General features: G+C 56.8%; 12 protein-coding genes. 9 read left to right on the top strand and 3 right to left on the bottom strand.

Features of this window, described 5'->3' with window-relative positions:
* Window positions 1-19 precede the first annotated feature (19 nt).
* The 8 genes from C7964_RS00250 to infB all read left to right on the top strand — a co-directional run bounded on the left by C7964_RS00250 (window position 20) and on the right by infB (window position 11,009).
* Window positions 20-1,012: an ABC transporter permease gene (locus tag C7964_RS00250; protein WP_110277724.1), complete on the top strand. Its 993-nt coding sequence runs from the start codon at window positions 20-22 to the stop codon at window positions 1,010-1,012.
* A complete protein-coding gene (locus C7964_RS00245) occupies window positions 1,009-2,208 on the top strand; it encodes an ABC transporter permease (RefSeq protein WP_181417070.1) in 1,200 nt (399 codons plus the stop codon). Before C7964_RS00250 ends, C7964_RS00245 begins: the two co-directional genes overlap by 4 nt.
* On the top strand, window positions 2,205-3,854 hold the full coding sequence (locus C7964_RS00240; protein WP_110277723.1) for an ABC transporter ATP-binding protein: 1,650 nt from the start codon (window positions 2,205-2,207) through the stop codon (window positions 3,852-3,854). Before C7964_RS00245 ends, C7964_RS00240 begins: the two co-directional genes overlap by 4 nt.
* Window positions 3,855-3,928: 74 nt before the next feature.
* On the top strand, window positions 3,929-5,470 hold the full coding sequence (locus tag C7964_RS00235) for an ABC transporter substrate-binding protein (RefSeq protein WP_110277722.1): 1,542 nt from the start codon (window positions 3,929-3,931) through the stop codon (window positions 5,468-5,470).
* 216 nt (window positions 5,471-5,686) lie between these two features.
* Entirely contained in the window at window positions 5,687-6,262 is a 576-nt protein-coding gene (gene rimP, locus C7964_RS00230) for a ribosome maturation factor RimP (protein WP_055685254.1), read from the top strand.
* A 1-nt stretch (window position 6,263) separates the two neighbouring features.
* Complete coding sequence (nusA, locus tag C7964_RS00225; protein ID WP_110277721.1) at window positions 6,264-7,871, top strand: transcription termination factor NusA; 1,608 nt, start codon at window positions 6,264-6,266, stop codon at window positions 7,869-7,871.
* Between the two features lie 25 nt (window positions 7,872-7,896).
* A complete protein-coding gene (locus C7964_RS00220) occupies window positions 7,897-8,529 on the top strand; it encodes an RNA-binding protein (protein WP_076660408.1) in 633 nt (210 codons plus the stop codon).
* A complete protein-coding gene (gene infB / locus C7964_RS00215) occupies window positions 8,526-11,009 on the top strand; it encodes a translation initiation factor IF-2 (protein WP_110277720.1) in 2,484 nt (827 codons plus the stop codon). The genes C7964_RS00220 and infB overlap by 4 nt, the downstream gene beginning before the upstream one ends.
* Window positions 11,010-11,071: 62 nt before the next feature.
* Here infB and mutT read toward each other — a convergent pair whose 3' ends face one another.
* From mutT to C7964_RS00200, 3 genes are read right to left on the bottom strand one after another with little or no spacing between them, the layout of a single operon-like run.
* Window positions 11,072-11,470: an 8-oxo-dGTP diphosphatase MutT gene (gene mutT / locus C7964_RS00210; protein WP_110277719.1), complete on the bottom strand. Its 399-nt coding sequence runs from the start codon at window positions 11,468-11,470 to the stop codon at window positions 11,072-11,074.
* On the bottom strand, window positions 11,467-12,681 hold the full coding sequence (argJ, locus tag C7964_RS00205) for a bifunctional glutamate N-acetyltransferase/amino-acid acetyltransferase ArgJ (RefSeq protein WP_110277718.1): 1,215 nt from the start codon (window positions 12,679-12,681) through the stop codon (window positions 11,467-11,469). Before argJ ends, mutT begins: the two co-directional genes overlap by 4 nt.
* A gap of 6 nt (window positions 12,682-12,687) precedes the next feature.
* Window positions 12,688-13,530, bottom strand: coding sequence for a peptidylprolyl isomerase (locus C7964_RS00200; protein ID WP_110277717.1), 843 nt, complete (start codon window positions 13,528-13,530; stop codon window positions 12,688-12,690).
* 196 nt (window positions 13,531-13,726) lie between these two features.
* On the opposite strand from C7964_RS00200, the gene secA reads away from it, so the two are divergent.
* Window positions 13,727-16,435, top strand: coding sequence for a preprotein translocase subunit SecA (gene secA / locus C7964_RS00195; protein WP_110277716.1), 2,709 nt, complete (start codon window positions 13,727-13,729; stop codon window positions 16,433-16,435).
* Window positions 16,436-16,516 lie beyond the last annotated feature (81 nt).

Genomic DNA, 16,516 nt, shown 5'->3' with positions numbered 1-16,516 from the left:
TACCGGGGAAATAGTAAACTTGGGCAACGTCCTAACGATTATTCTGCAACGTCTTGCGCTCGGCCTTCTCACATTGCTCATTGTGTCGATCGTTATCTTCGTGGCGGTCAATTTGCTTCCCGGGGACTTTGCTGAATCCATTCTGGGCCAAGGTGCGACGCCTGAGGCAGTCGCCGCGATCCGGACCGATCTCGGGCTCGATGAGCCCCTTGTCTCACGCTACTTTCAATGGCTGGGCGGCGTTATTCAGGGTGATCTGGGCACCAGCTTTGCGCAGGCGAATTTTTCGAGCTTTACGGGGACGGACTCAGGCGCAACAACAGTAGCAGCCCAGATTGCACCGCGTTTCGGTAACACGATGTTCCTTGCAATGATCACTGCGGCAATTGCGGTACCGTTCTCGATCATCCTGGGTATTCTGGCGGCGCTTTACCGCAACACCGTTTTTGACCGCGCCACCAACATCTTTACGCTGACGTCGATCTCAAGCCCTGAATTCTTTCTGGCCTATGTGCTGATCCTGTTTCTGGCCGTTCTGAACCCGATCTTTCCATCGCTTTCGAATATCTTCGAGGGCATGCCTTTCGGAGAGCGAGTCGAAAAATCCATGTTGCCTGCTTTGACGCTGACGCTTGTTGTGACCGCCCATATGATGCGGATGACGCGGGCCGCGATCATCAATCTGTTGGCTTCGCCCTATATCGAAATGGCGCGCCTGAAGGGCCTTTCGCCGATGCGGGTCATCGTCAGGCATGCCCTGCCAAACGCGCTGGCCCCCATTATCAACGTGATTGCGCTGAACCTTGCGTATCTCATTACCGGCGTTGTCGTGGTCGAGGTGGTCTTTGTGTATCCCGGCATTGGTCAGCTTTTTGTGGATGCGGTAAAAAACCGTGACATTCCCGTTGTGCAGGCGTGCTGCCTGATCTTTGCAACGGCCTTTATTCTACTGAACCTGACAGCCGACATTCTGTCGATCCTGTCCAACCCACGTCTGAGGCATCCGAAATGATCGTATGGACCGTCATAGCGCTGGTCGGTATGGGTGCCTTGGCTTGGGGTTTCCGTTTCGCAGGACAGTTTGCAACAGGAAACGCGCCAAGGTTTCGGGATATGCCCTATGGCGTCGCTTACGGCTATGTTCTGGGCGTGGCTGTTCTGGTCTGGCTGGCATGGGCCTATATGCAAGGGCGCAGTGCGGACCCTGCCATCGCGAATAAGTTCTTCTTCCTGCGCATCGCGATCGAGGGCTTTGTCATCTTTGCGATCGCGGCGTGGCTGTTCCGCATTCTGGGGCGGACGGTTGGGACGCCGGGAACCAAAAAGCTGTTCCGTTCGATGCCTCTGACCGCAGCATTCGGTATTCTGATTATCCTGATCTATGCAATCCTTGCGATCTTTGCAGGGGCAATCGCACCTTACGGTCAGGAACAGATCATCGCGGGCGTCGCGGCAAATGTTATTCCCGGTGGCGATCCTGCGCTGGGCGGCAACCCTGATTTCCCGCTGGGGACCGACCAGATTGGCCGCGATATCCTCAGCCGGTTGATCTATGGCGCGCAGAACACCGTCGGCATTGCTTTTGCGACGACCGTTCTGGCGTTTCTCTTGGGGGGCACCTTCGGTTTTCTCGCCGCCACACTTGGCGGATGGCTGGATCAGCTTCTGTCGCGGGCGGTTGATGTCCTGATGGCGATCCCGTCGCTGATTTTCGCACTTCTGTTGATGACAATCGCGCAAGTGTGGGCACCACAGCTGGGGATCCCGCTGACCTTCTTTATGGTCATCATCATTGCGGTGATCGACAGCACGCGGGTCTACCGTCTGGCGCGCGCGGTCGGGCAGAACATTGTTGTAATGGACTATATCGAAGCTGCCAAACTCCGCGGTGAGGGTCTAGGATATCTTGTCTTCAAGGAAATCCTGCCAAATGCGACGGCCCCGCTTCTTGCCGAATTCGGCCTGCGCTTTTGCTTTGTCTTCCTGACAATCGCATCGTTGTCCTTCCTTGGGGTGGGCATCCAGCCACCTCTGGCTGACTGGGGAACAATGGTGCGCGACCTTGCCGGTTTCGTGAACTTTGCGCAATTCGCGCCGATGGCGGCAACGGCCCCCTTGTTGGCGGCCGGCGCGATTGCACTGCTGACGGTTGCCGTGAATTTCGTCGTGGACTGGATGCTGCAGAAATCATCGGGGCTGAAAGAATGAGCGAAGAACCACTCGTCAAAATGCGCGATGTCTGGCTTGAGGGCCGGAGCGACGAGATCTGGAACCCCATCATCAACGGTGTTGATTTAACGCTGGCGCGCGGCGAGGTGCTCGGGCTGATCGGTGAATCCGGGGCGGGTAAATCGACCTTGGGACTGGCCGCGATGGGCTATACCCGCGATGGTGTGCGCATCAGCAAAGGGTCGGTTGAGTTCGACGGGATCGACCTTTTGAAAGCCTCGGCTTCGGTCAAGCGTGAATTGCTGGGCAAACGCATTGCCTATGTCGCCCAGTCAGCCGCGGCGAGTTTTAATCCGGCCCATAAACTGATGGACCAGCATGTCGAGGGACCTGTGCAGCACGGCGTGATGAGCCGCGCTGAAAGTGAAGCGGACGGCATTGATCTTTATCGCAAACTGCGCCTGCCGAACCCTGAACAGATTGGCTTCCGTTATCCGCATCAGGTATCCGGCGGTCAGTTGCAGCGCTGCATGACGGCGATGGCAATGTCCTGCCGCCCTGATCTGATCATTTTTGACGAACCGACAACGGCGCTGGATGTGACCACGCAAATCGAAGTGCTGGCCTCGATCCGTGATATTGTGGAACAGTTCAATACGGCCGCGATCTATATCACCCATGACCTTGCTGTTGTGGCGCAGATGGCTGACCGGATCAAAGTGCTTCTGAAAGGCAATGAGGTCGAAACCGCCGACACACGTACCATGCTTTCTGCGCCGACGCAGGACTACACAAAATCGCTCTGGGCGGTGCGCAGCTTTGAGCGGCCGCAGAAACCTGCAATTCAAACAGGCTCTGTCCCTGTGGTGAGCGTCCAGAATGTTGATGCGTCCTATGGCACCGTTCCGGTGCTGCATGACGTCAGCTTTGATCTTCACGAAGGCCGCACCGTAGCGGTTGTTGGTGAAAGCGGGTCAGGAAAATCGACGACCGCGCGCTGCATCACAGGCCTTTTGCCGCCCAAAGCAGGGCAGGTCTTGCTGCACGGCGAAGTCCTGCCTGCGGACTATCGCAAGCGGAGCAAGGATCAGTTGCAGCAGGTCCAGATGATTTACCAGATGGCGGATACGGCACTGAACCCGCGCATGTCGGTTGGTCAAATCATTGCGCGCCCGGTCGAGTTCTATCTCGGCTTGAAGGGCAAAGAGAAACGCAAAAAGGTAGATGGGCTTCTTGAGCAGATCGAGCTTGAGCCCTCACAGTATTACCATCGCCTTCCGTCCGAACTCTCTGGCGGGCAAAAGCAGCGGATCGGGATCGCCCGTGCGCTTGCGGCAGAACCCAAATTCATCATCTGCGATGAGGTGACATCTGCGCTTGATCAGCTGGTTGCGGAAGGCATTCTGCGACTATTGGCACGGTTGCAGGATGAACTTTCGCTGACTTACATGTTTATTACACATGATCTCGCGACAGTGCGGGCGATTTCCGATGAAGTGGTCGTCATGAAGGACGGCCGTGTGGTAGAACAGGGGCCAAAGAAGGAAATGTTCAAGCCGCCACACCACGCCTATACCGATCTATTGCTGTCCTCGGTTCCTGAAATGGACCCGGATTGGCTCACTAATCTGCTTGCTGAACGCGGAGTTGATAACATTGGCGATGCAGCTGTTGATAAGATGTAATTCGAATCATTCACGAGGGTGATGGAATAAACCGGCAAGAATTGCCGAATAAGACAACTAGGGAGAATGCAAATATGCAAGGAATTAGTAGACGTGGCCTGTTAAAGACGGGTGTAGCAGCGGGTGTGTTGGGCCTGTCGGGTATGCCACTGCGTGCGCAAACTCGTGGTGGTAAACTGACCGCTGGTCTTTCAGGTGCAAACACATCTGACAGTTGGGACGGACGTACCCACTCTGACCTCTTCATGATCGCTTCGGCGCAGGGCGCTGTTTTTGACAGCCTCACAGAAGTCGGCGCTGATGGTCTGTTGAAGGGCGAGTTGGCTGAAAGCTGGGAAGCCTCGGCAGATGCCAAGGTCTGGACATTCAACCTGCGTCGGGGCGTGACTTTCCACAACGGCAAGTCTTTTGGCGCGGACGACGTGATCGAATCGCTGCAAATGCACGTTGCAGAAGGCGCGAAATCTGCGGCTGAGCCGATTGTTTCGGCCATCGTCGACATGACCAAGGTTACTGATTACCAGGTTCAGCTGACGCTGGCCGCCGGCAACGCCGACCTGCCTTATCTTTTGTCCGACTATCACCTGCTGATGTATCCTGCAGGCCAGATTGAAGAGGCAATTGCGCAGGGTATCGGTACGGGCCTTTATCAGGTGCAGTCCTTTGATCCCGGTGTGCGCATGGTCGCCACGCGTTATGCGGATCACTACAAAGGCGACAGCGCCGGTTTCTTTGACGAGATCGAATATATCGCAATCAACGACAACACAGCGCGGACAAACGCCCTGCTGACAGGTCAGGTGGATGCGATCAACCGGATCGACTTCAAAACCGAAGCTCTGCTGCGCGCCAACCCTGCACTGCGTATTCAGGAACTGACCGGTAACCAGCACTACATCTTCCCGATGCTGACAAAGGTCGCGCCGTTTGATGACGTGAACGTGCGCCGCGCGCTGAAGTACGGCATCAACCGTCAGGAAATGGTCGATAAGATCCTGCTGGGTCACGGTCAGGTCGGCAACGACTCACCGATCGGTCCTGCCAACCAGTACTACAACGCGGATATGGAGCAGTTGGCCTACGATCCTGACAAGGCCAAGTTCTACCTGAAAGAAGCTGGCCTCGACAGCATCGACCTTGATCTCTCGGCATCGAGTGCGGCGTTCGAAGGTGCGGTTGATGCGGCCCTTCTTTACAAGAACTCTGCTGCTGCAGGCGGAATCAACATCAATGTGATCCAGGAGCCGGCTGATGGTTACTGGTCCAATGTCTGGCTGAAGAAGCCATGGTGTGCCAGCTACTGGTCGGGCCGCGCGACAGAGGACTGGATGTTCTCGACCGCCTATGAGGCCGGTGCGCCTTGGAACGACAGCCAGTGGGATGAACCCCGCTTCCAGGAACTGCTGTTGTCCGCCCGTGCCGAGCTCGACAGCGACAAGCGCCGTGAGCAGTACTACGAGATGCAGCAGATCCTGCGTGACGATGGCGGCGTCATCCTGCCAATGTTTGCCAACTATGTGCAGGCGCTGAACAACCGCATCGCGACACCTGAAACAGTGGGTAACCTCTGGCAGATGGACAACGCCCGCATGGCCGAGCGTTGGTCGCTGGCGTAAGCTTTGCTTTCTTGAGAATGGAAACGCCCTGCCGAAAGGCGGGGCGTTTTGCGCCTGAATTTCTGGCACGCGATGACAGGCCTTGCAGTTTAGCCGTTCCTTCCGTATATGATCACTAACAGCGGCGACTTGGCCTCCACCCCCAAGCCTCCACCGGAAATTTTCCACGGGCCGCGCGCCCGTTTTTTTGTGCCGAATGATAAGTCGGAAGAAATGATGAACGATCTGATCGCCAAAGCGGCCATTGACCGCCGCATCGCTGAAATCATCACCCCTGTCGTTGAAGACATGGGGTTCGAGGTCGTGCGCGTGCGTCTGATGACCGGCAAGGAAAGCATCTTGCAGATCATGGTCCAGCGTCCCGATGGCCAGATCGAAGTTGATGAATGTGCCCAGATTTCCACCGCTGTCAGCGCTGTGTTGGATGTCGAAGACCCGATTCTGGATGTTTATACGCTTGAAGTGTCCAGCCCCGGTATCGACCGTCCGCTGACACGGATGAAGGATTTCGACCAATGGGAAGGCTTTGAAGCCAAGGTTGAAACCGATGAGCTGATTGATGGCCGCCGCCGTTTCAAAGGGCAGTTGGCGGGCACCGAAGGTGATGAAATTCTGATCACGATTGCCGAGGGCACGATTGGTCTGAAATTCGAATGGCTGTCAGACGCCAAACTGGTCCTGACAGATGAGTTGATCCGCGATGTTTTGCGCGGTCGCAAAGACGCGGGTCAGATCGACGAGACCCAATTTGATGAAATCGAAACCATCATTGATGGCGAGGAGAACACTTAAGATGGCTTACACATCCGCCAACCAGTTGGAGCTTTTGCAAACAGCAGAGGCCGTGGCCCGCGAAAAAAACATCGAGCCCGGGCTTGTTGTTGAAGCGATGGAAGAATCGCTCGCCCGTGCCGCCAAGTCGCGTTACGGCGCAGAGATGGACATTCGCGTGTCCATCGACCGCAAAACCGGCAAGGCGACCTTCACCCGCGTGCGGACTGTGGTCGAGGATGATGAGCTAGAGAACTATCAGGCCGAGTTCACCGTTGAACAGGCCAAGGAATATATGGACAACCCTGAAGTGGGCCAGCAGTTCATTGAAGAAGTGCCACCGGTGGAGTTGGGCCGCATTGCTGCACAGTCCGCCAAGCAGGTGATCTTGCAGAAAGTCCGCGAAGCCGAGCGTGACAAGCAATACGAAGAGTTCAAGGATCGCGCCGGTACGATCATCAACGCGCTGGTCAAGCGTGAAGAGTACGGCAACGTGATCGTTGATGTAGGTTCTGGCGAAGCCGTGCTGCGCCGCAACGAAAAGATCGGCCGCGAGGCATACCGCCCCAATGACCGTATCCGCTGCTATATCAAGGAAGTGCGCCGCGAACAGCGTGGCCCGCAGATCTTCCTCAGCCGCACAGCGCCTGAATTCATGGCGGAACTGTTCAAGATGGAAGTGCCAGAAATCTATGAGGGCATCATCGAGATCAAAGCTGTTGCCCGCGACCCCGGTTCGCGCGCGAAGATCGCCGTTATCTCTTATGACGGTTCCATTGACCCTGTCGGTGCCTGCGTTGGTATGCGCGGGTCCCGCGTGCAGGCCGTTGTGAACGAATTGCAGGGCGAAAAGATCGACATCATTCCATGGAATGAGGATATGCCGACCTTCCTCGTGAATGCGTTGCAGCCTGCCGAGGTGTCCAAGGTTGTTCTGGACGAAGAGGCCGGCAAAATCGAAGTTGTTGTTCCTGAAGAGCAGTTGTCGCTGGCCATTGGCCGCCGCGGCCAGAACGTGCGCCTTGCGTCGCAACTGACCGGTCTGGATATCGACATCATGACCGAGGAAGAAGAGAGCAAGCGTCGTCAGGCCGAATTCGAGCTGCGCACGAAATTGTTCATGGATACCCTTGATCTGGACGAGTTCTTTGCCCAACTCTTGGTATCTGAAGGGTTCACGAACCTTGAAGAGGTCGCCTATGTCGAGCTTGACGAACTGCTGGTGATCGAAGGCGTCGATGACGATACTGCTGCCGAATTGCAGGCGCGTGCCCGCGACTATCTGGAAGCGGAAGCCAAAAAAGCCATGGAAGCGGCCCGTGCATTGGGTGTCGAAGACAGCCTTGTCAATTTCGAAGGGCTGACACCTGCCATGCTTGAGGCGCTGGGCAAAGACGGTGTGAAAACACTCGAAGACTTTGCAACCTGTGCTGACTGGGAACTGGCCGGTGGCTGGACGACGGTCAACGGCGAACGCGTAAAAGACGAAGGCGTCTTGGAGCCGTTCGACGTATCGCTGGAAGAAGCACAAGACATGGTGATGACCGCCCGCGTCATGCTGGGTTGGGTTGACCCTGATGATCTTGCGTCGGACAGCGAAGAAGATCTGATCGCGGAGGAGGAGGCCTGATCGCAGGCCTCTGAGGGGATCGCAGATGGCGCGTGGTGGCCATAACAAAGAACGCGATGATGTTGAACGTAAGTGCATCGTCACGGGCGAGGTGCAGCCAAAGGCTGGCTTGATCCGCTTTGTTGTGGGCCCTGATAATCAGGTTGTGCCTGATGTTCTGGGCAAACTGCCGGGCCGTGGCATGTATGTGACGGCTGACCGGACAACGCTTGAAGAGGCGAAGAAAGGTCAGTTTTCACGCTCTGCCAAGCAGGCGGTCACTGTGCCCGACGGACTGGTGGACGAAGTTGAACGCCAACTTGCCCGCCGCACCGTTGATCTGATCGCACTGACCCGCAAAGCGGGCCGTGCGGTTTGCGGATTTGAAAAGGTAAAGGGTTGGCTCGCCGGTGGTGAGCGGGTCCGTGTTCTGGTTCAGGCCTCTGACGGGTCCGAACGGGGCAAAACGAAACTATGGACGCCCGAGGGCGCCCGATACTTTGGCTGCCTGACCTCTCAGGAATTGGGTTTGGCATTTGGGCGGCAAAGTGTGATACATGGCGCGCTTGCGACTGGCAGACTCAGCGATCGTGTTGTAGAGGAAGCCACAAAGCTACGCGGATTACGCGAAGGGAACGGGGGCGATACGGCCTCCGGGAAGGATAAAGAAGCTAAATGAGCGATAACGACGGTAAAAAGACACTCGGCCTTGGTGGTTCACGTCCCAGCAACGTGAAGCAAAGTTTTAGCCATGGGCGGACCAAAAACGTCGTGGTGGAAACCAAACGCAAACGCGTTGTGGTGCCGAAGCCCGGTGCAGCCAAGCCTACCACAACCGGTGGCCCTGTTGGGGGTGATCCTAAAAAGCGCCCCGCAGGCATTTCCGATGTTGAACTTGAGCGCCGGATGAATGCGCTGAAGATGGCGAAAGCCCGCGAGGCCGAAGAGGCTGCAGCACGCGAAGCGGAAGAAAAAGAACGCGCCGCCGAGCGTGAAGCGCGCCGCGCCGAGATGGAAGCCAAAGAGGCCGAGGATCGCGAACGCGAAGAGCGCGCGAGAGCAAAAGCAGAGGAAGAAGAGCGCAAGGCCGCTGCTGCTGCGAAAGCCAAGGCGATCGCAGATGCGCCGCCTGCTGCCGCCGCTGTTCCCGGCGAAACCGAGATTTCCCGCCCCTCTGCCGCGCCACGCAAAGCGGATCGTGGAAACGATGCGCGCGAAAAAGAGACCAAGCCGAAACCAAACCGTGGCGGTGAGGACAACCGCCGCTCTGGCAAGCTGACGCTGAACGACGCGATGGCAGGCCGTGAAGGTGGGCGTCAACGCTCGATGGCTGCGATGAAGCGCAAGCAGGATCGTGCCCGCGCAAAAGCGATGGGTGGATCAGTTGAGCGTGAAAAGGTCTTCCGCGAAGTGGCGCTGCCCGAGGCGATCACTGTGTCAGAACTGGCCAACCGGATGACCGAGCGTGTTGCTGACGTTGTGAAAGCGCTGATGACCAACGGTATCATGGCGACGCAGAACCAGACAATTGATGCCGATACTGCCGAATTGATCATCGAAGAATTCGGCCACACAGTTGTGCGCGTGTCCGACGCGGACGTTGAAGATGTCATTCAGACTGTCGAGGACAAGCCTGAGGACCTCAAACCGCGTCCGCCGATCATTACGATCATGGGCCACGTTGACCACGGCAAAACCTCGCTTTTGGATGCGATCCGCAATGCGAAAGTTGTTGCAGGCGAAGCAGGCGGTATCACGCAGCACATCGGTGCCTATCAGGTCAAAACAGACAGTGGTGCGCTTTTGACATTCCTGGACACGCCGGGTCACGCTGCCTTTACCTCGATGCGTTCGCGCGGTGCACAGGTGACGGATATCGTTGTGCTTGTTGTTGCGGCGGATGATGCGGTGATGCCACAAACGGTAGAGGCGATTAATCACGCCAAGGCGGCGAAAGTGCCGATGATCGTGGCGATCAACAAAATCGACAAACCCGAGGCGAACCCTGACAAAGTGCGCACCGATCTGTTGCAGCACGAAGTGATTGTCGAGAAAATGTCCGGCGATGTGCAGGACGTTGAAGTGTCGGCCATCACGGGCACAGGTCTTGATGACCTGCTTGAAGCGATTGCGCTGCAGGCTGAAATCCTTGAACTGAAAGCCAACCCTGATCGCGCTGCCGAAGGTGCCGTGATCGAGGCGCAGCTTGATGTGGGCCGCGGACCCGTTGCCACCGTTCTGGTGCAGAACGGGACATTGCGCCAAGGCGATATCTTTGTTGTGGGCGAGCAGTACGGCAAGGTCCGTGCGCTGATCAACGACAAAGGCGAGCGCGTGAAAGAAGCAGGTCCTGCCGTACCGGTTGAGGTGCTCGGCCTGAATGGTACGCCAGAAGCAGGCGACGTGTTGAACGTGGTTGAAACCGATGCGCAGGCACGTGAAATCGCCGAGTACCGTGAAAAGGCTGCGAAAGAGAAACGCGCCGCTGCCGGTGCTGCGACAACGCTTGAACAGCTGATGGCGAATGCCAAAGCCGATGAAAACGTCAGCGAATTGCCGATTGTGGTAAAAGCAGACGTGCAGGGTTCGGCCGAAGCGATCGTGCAAGCGATGGAGAAAATCGGCAACGATGAGGTACGCGTGCGCGTCCTGCACTCTGGTGTTGGTGCGATCACAGAAACCGATATCGGCTTGGCCGAAGCATCCGGCGCGCCTGTCTTTGGCTTTAACGTCCGTGCGAATGCCTCTGCACGGAACACCGCCAACCAGAAGGGTGTCGAAATCCGCTACTACTCGGTCATTTATGACCTTGTGGATGATGTGAAAGCTGCGGCCTCTGGTCTGTTGTCTGCGGAAATTCGCGAAAAGTTCATCGGCTATGCCAACATCAAAGAGGTCTTCAAGGTCTCGAATGTTGGTAAGGTTGCGGGCTGTCTCGTCACCGAAGGTGTCGCGCGTCGTTCTGCGGGCGTCCGTCTGCTGCGCGACAACGTGGTTATCCACGAAGGCACGCTGAAAACGCTCAAGCGCTTCAAGGACGAGGTTGCCGAGGTGCAATCCGGTCAGGAATGCGGTATGGCGTTCGAGAACTATGATGATATCCGCCCGAACGACGTGATCGAGATTTTCGAGCGTGAAGAGGTCGAACGGAACCTGTAACCTCGGGTTTCAGGAATAGAAAAGGGCGGTCCCAAGGGCCGCCCTTTTTCGTTTCGATGTTGCTAAAGCCAATCCCGCAAGATCGGGATCAGGGGTATATCAGCCGCAGGCATCGGGTAATCCCGCAGCTCGTTTGCCCGCACCCATTTGAGCGCCTGACCCTCGCGCGATTGCGGGGTTCCATCCCATTTCCGGCAGGCGAACAGCGGCATCAGCAGGTGGAATTTTTCATAACTATGGCTGGCAAAGGTCAGCGGCGCGAGGCAGGACGCCCAAGTGTCGATGCCCAGTTCCTCTTGCAGCTCTCTGATCAACGCGGCCTCTGGGGTTTCACCCTCTTCCACCTTGCCGCCAGGAAACTCCCACAGGCCCGCCATGGATTTTCCCTCGGGGCGTTGTGCCAAAAGGATGCGGCCGTCGCCATCAATCAGGGCGACTGCGGACACCAGAACAGTCTTCATGAGCGATAATCGGCGTTGATTGTGATGTAGCCGTGGGTCAGATCGCAGGTCCAGACGGTGCTTTCGCCACCCCCGATCCCCAGATCAACGCCGATCTCAAGCTCGGGATTCTTCATATAGGCACTTGTCGCCTCTTCCGAATAATCAGGTGCGCGCCAGCCGTTTTCGGCGACGGTGATATCCCCAAACCGAATGCTGAGCGTGTCGCGGTCTGCTGCGGCGCCTGACTTGCCGACAGCCATCACGACCCTTCCCCAGTTGGCGTCTTCGCCCGCAATTGCGGTTTTTACCAAAGGTGAATTTGCGATAGAGAGCGCCACTTTATGGGCGTCGCTGTCATTCTCTGCGCCGGTCACTTTGACCGTCACAAATTTGGTGGCCCCTTCTCCGTCACGCACCACCTGATGCGCGAGGTCCTGCATGACATCGTGCAAGGCCGCTGCGAAATCGGGGTTTCCCGTTACATCAACGCCCGAGGCACCGGTCGCTGCCATCAAAAGCGAATCCGAGGTCGACGTGTCGCTATCTACTGTGATGCAGTTGAAGGTTCTCGCGTTGGTTTCAGAAACAAGCGTCTGCAAGTCCGCCTGCCCGATCTGTGCATCGGTAAAGATATAAACCAGCATCGTCGCCATATCCGGTGCAATCATGCCAGAGCCTTTGGCGATGCCTGCGATCTTCACGTCTTTGCCGTCTACCGTGATCGTGGCCGCTGCGCCCTTGGCAAATGTGTCGGTGGTCATGATCGCGCGGGCGGCGTTCTCGATCTCATCCGCACTTTGGTTTGCGTGCAATTCCGCGATTTTGGCGATAATCCGGTCATGTGGCAGGGGCTCACCGATCACACCGGTAGATGCCGTGAAAATGCGGTCTATCGGCGCGCCGGTCTGGGCTGCCACGGCTTCACACACCGCCTGAACCGATGCGCTGCCGCGGCTGCCGGTGAAGGCGTTCGAATTGCCCGAGTTCACCAGGAATGCAGCGATCTGGCTAGGGTCACTGCCGAGTTTCGCCTGACAATCCAGTACAGGTGCCGAGCGGGTGGCCGAGCGTGTAAAAACCCCTGCCACCGCAGTGCCCGGCGCAACAATCGCCAGCATCACATCGGTACGGTTCTTGTATTTGACGCCTGCGGCGGCCGCCGCAAAGGTGACCCCGCCGATTTTGGGCAAGTCCGGGAAATTTGCGGGCGCAAGGGGCGAAACAGGCATATCAGATCAATCCAGCAGGTTGGTTGCATCAATTAGGCTGGGGTCAAACTGCCCCGGCTCTGGCTTTGTGATTGTTTCCTCTGCCGCCAATGCATCCAGACGGACAGTGATTGCCGCCTCTTGGAGTTCGGCAGTCAGCTCGCGGCGGACATCATCGAGCGTCGGGCCGGCTTGAATCCGTTTGTCGAGCAGCGTCGCAACATGCCAGCCGAATTGGGTTTCAAACGGTTCGGTCACGCCACCGACCTCAAGCGCTGTCACGGCGTTTTCGAATTCAGGCACCATGGCGCCTGCGCCGAACCACCCCAGATTGCCGCCATTCGGCCCAGTCGGTCCGGTCGAGACATCGCGGGCGACGTCAGCAAAGGCCGCACCTTCGTCAATGCGCGTCTTTGCAGCGGCGGCTTCTTCTTGTGTTTCGACAAGAAGGTGTGCGGCGTTGAATTCCTCAATCTCTTCGGCATTCGCAAAGCGTTCGTCATAGGCGGCCTGTAGATCGGTCTCGGTCACTGCGTTTGCGGCAATTTCTGTGATCACCTCGGCCGCGAGCAAAGAGCGGCGTTCATTCAGCAGCGTAAAGCTTGTGCGCGCCGAAGGTTCGCCTGCTGCATCGGCCAGAAGCTGTTGCTGGATCAGTTGATCGACAAGCCCGTCAAAAAGAACCTCTACAGGGAATTGCGCATACTGCGGCGGCAGTTGGGTGCGGGCAATGATAATCTCGCCCATCGTGATTTCTGTCTCGCCCACAGTGGCAACCACTGTATCGGCCGTTACGTCTTGGGCAAAGGCCCCGGTGGACAAAGTGGCGGCCACAGCAGTTGCACCCAAAAATGTAACATGTTTCAGCATTATACGATCCCTTGATAAGCCACGGTGGCCCGCGGCGTTGACACTGTACTGACGGCCCCTTACATCCCAAAGATGCCTCGAGGAGGCCGTTATAGTTCGAAAATCTTGGCCCTTTCTAAGTGGCCTGAAGCGGGCCTACAAGCGACCTCCTCTCAAATAGATGTCAGACAGGCGCCAAGGCGCCATCGGAGAGAACATGCTGGGTTTCGGAACAATTGCCAAAAAGGTGTTTGGCACCGCAAACGACCGCAAAGTAAAAGCTGCCCGCCCCTTGGTCGACAAGATCAATGCGCTCGAGCCTGAGTTTGAGGCGCTTTCTGACGAAGGCATCAAGCAAAAGACTGAAGAGCTTGCCAAGCGCGCGAAGGATGGCGAGAGCCTTGACGATCTGTTGCCAGAGGCATTCGCCAACTGCCGCGAAGCCGCCAAGCGCGCGCTGGGCCTGCGTGCCTTTGATACGCAGCTGAAGGGCGGGATTTTCCTGCATCAGGGCAACATCGCCGAAATGAAAACCGGTGAAGGCAAAACGCTCGTTGCGACGTTCCCCGCCTATCTGAACGCGCTGACAGGTAAAGGCGTGCATATCGTCACAGTGAACGACTATCTGGCGCGCCGTGACGCGGAATGGATGAGCAAGGTGTATGGCGCCTTGGGTCTGACCACCGGCGTGGTCTATCCCCAGCAGCCAGAGGGCGAAAAGAAAGCCGCCTATGCCTGTGACGTGACCTATGCCACGAACAACGAACTCGGTTTTGATTACCTGCGCGACAACATGAAATCCGAGCTTAGCCAGATGTTCCAGCGTGAGCACAACTTTGCGATTGTGGACGAAGTCGACAGTATCCTGATTGATGAGGCGCGCACACCGCTGATCATCTCTGGCCCCGCGCAAGACCGGTCCGACATGTACGCGACCATCGACAAAGTGATCCCCGATGTGGCGGATGAACACTTCACGCTAGATGAGAAAACCCGCCAAGTGTCATTCTCTGAAGAAGGCAACGACTTTCTCGAAGAAAAACTCACTGCTGCGGGTCTCTTGCCGGAAGGGCAGACCCTTTACGATCCAGAAAGCGCAACCTTGGTCCACCATGTGAACCAGGCGCTGCGCGCGCACAAACTGTTTACCAAGGATAAGGATTACATTGTCCGCGATGACGAGGTTGTGCTGATCGACGAATTCACTGGCCGTATGATGGCCGGTCGCCGTCTGTCGGACGGTCTGCATCAGGCGATCGAAGCGAAAGAAGGTTGCACGATCAAGCCAGAGAACGTGACTTTGGCCTCTGTGACCTTCCAGAACTATTTCCGCCTTTACGACAAACTGGCTGGCATGACAGGCACCGCCGCGACCGAGGCCGAGGAATTCCGCAAAATCTATAATCTTGGTGTTGTCGAGGTGCCGACGAACCGCCCTATTGCACGTATCGACGAAGACGATCAGGTTTATCGTACCGCGCGCGAGAAATTCGAAGGCATCGTCGCAGAGATCAAAGCGGCCCACGCCAAAGGCCAGCCGATTCTTGTCGGTACGACATCTATCGAAAAGTCAGAGGCTTTGGCCGAGATGCTGAAAGCCGAGGGAATCACCTACAATATCCTCAACGCGCGGCAGCACGAAAAAGAAGCCCAGATTGTGGCGGATGCCGGCAAGTTGAATGCCGTGACGATTGCGACCAACATGGCGGGTCGTGGTACGGACATTCAGTTGGGCGGTAACGTCGAAATGCGCGTGATGCAGGCGATGGAAGAAAATCCTGACGCTGACATCGAAGCGGTCCGTGCCAAGATCGAGTCCGAAGTTGCCGATGAAAAGGAAAAGGTAAAGGCGGCCGGTGGTCTCTATGTGCTGGCGACCGAACGGCACGAAAGCCGCCGGATCGATAACCAGCTGCGTGGCCGTTCCGGCCGTCAGGGTGACCCCGGGCGTTCTGCTTTCTTTTTGTCACTCGAAGACGATCTGATGCGGATTTTCGGCTCTGACCGTCTGGACAAAGTGCTGTCCGGCCTGGGCATGAAAGAGGGCGAGGCAATCGTGCACCCATGGGTGAACAAATCGCTTGAGCGCGCGCAGGCCAAGGTCGAAGGCCGTAACTTTGACATTCGCAAACAGCTGTTGAAGTTTGACGATGTGATGAATGAGCAGCGCAAGGTTATCTTCTCGCAGCGGCGCGATATCATGATGGCAAAGGACCTTTCAGAGGTCACAAAGGACATGCGCGATCAGGTGATCGACGACCTTGTACATGACTACATGCCGCCAAAAACATATGCAGATCAATGGGATACAGAGGGTCTCGCAGAAAGTGTCAAGGAACACATCGGCCTTGATCTGCCTGTTGTAGCTTGGGCTGCCGAAGAGGGTGTGGATGATGACGACATCCGCGAACGTCTTGAAGAGGCCGCAGACAAATACATGGCCGAGAAGGCAGAAGCCTTTGGCGACGAGACGATGCGCAATGTTGAAAAGCAGCTTTTGTTGCAGACCATTGACGCCAAGTGGCGCGAACATTTGCTGACGCTTGAGCACTTGCGCTCGGTGGTGGGTTTCCGTGGATATGCCCAACGGGACCCGCTGAACGAATACAAAACCGAAGGGTTCCAGTTGTTCGAAACCATGCTGGAAAGCCTGCGCTCTGATGTGACGAAGAAGCTGGCGCAGATCCGGCCGATGTCGAAGGAAGAGCAGGAACAGATGATCGCCCAGATCCGCCAGCAGCAAGCAGCCGCAGCGGCGGCGACGGCAGGTGCTGCGGCCCCTGCAGCAGCGGCCGAAGCCACGGGAACGGCGCGTGAAGGTTTTGACGAGAATGATCCGAATACATGGGGAAACCCCGGCCGCAATGACAGCTGTCCCTGCGGATCAGGCAAGAAGTTCAAACATTGTCACGGGCGGCTCGCCTAATTTCTGACATAATCGGGACACGCTAAGACCTTTAGGCAGTCCTGTTAACGTCACGCTAACGGTGCATCTTCATCATAGCTT

It is taken from the genome of Loktanella sp. PT4BL (assembly GCF_003201935.1).
In the GTDB taxonomy this organism is placed as follows: domain Bacteria; phylum Pseudomonadota; class Alphaproteobacteria; order Rhodobacterales; family Rhodobacteraceae; genus Yoonia.
Note: the sequence above shows the minus strand (reverse complement) of the source record. Positions and strands in the feature narration are given on the sequence as shown.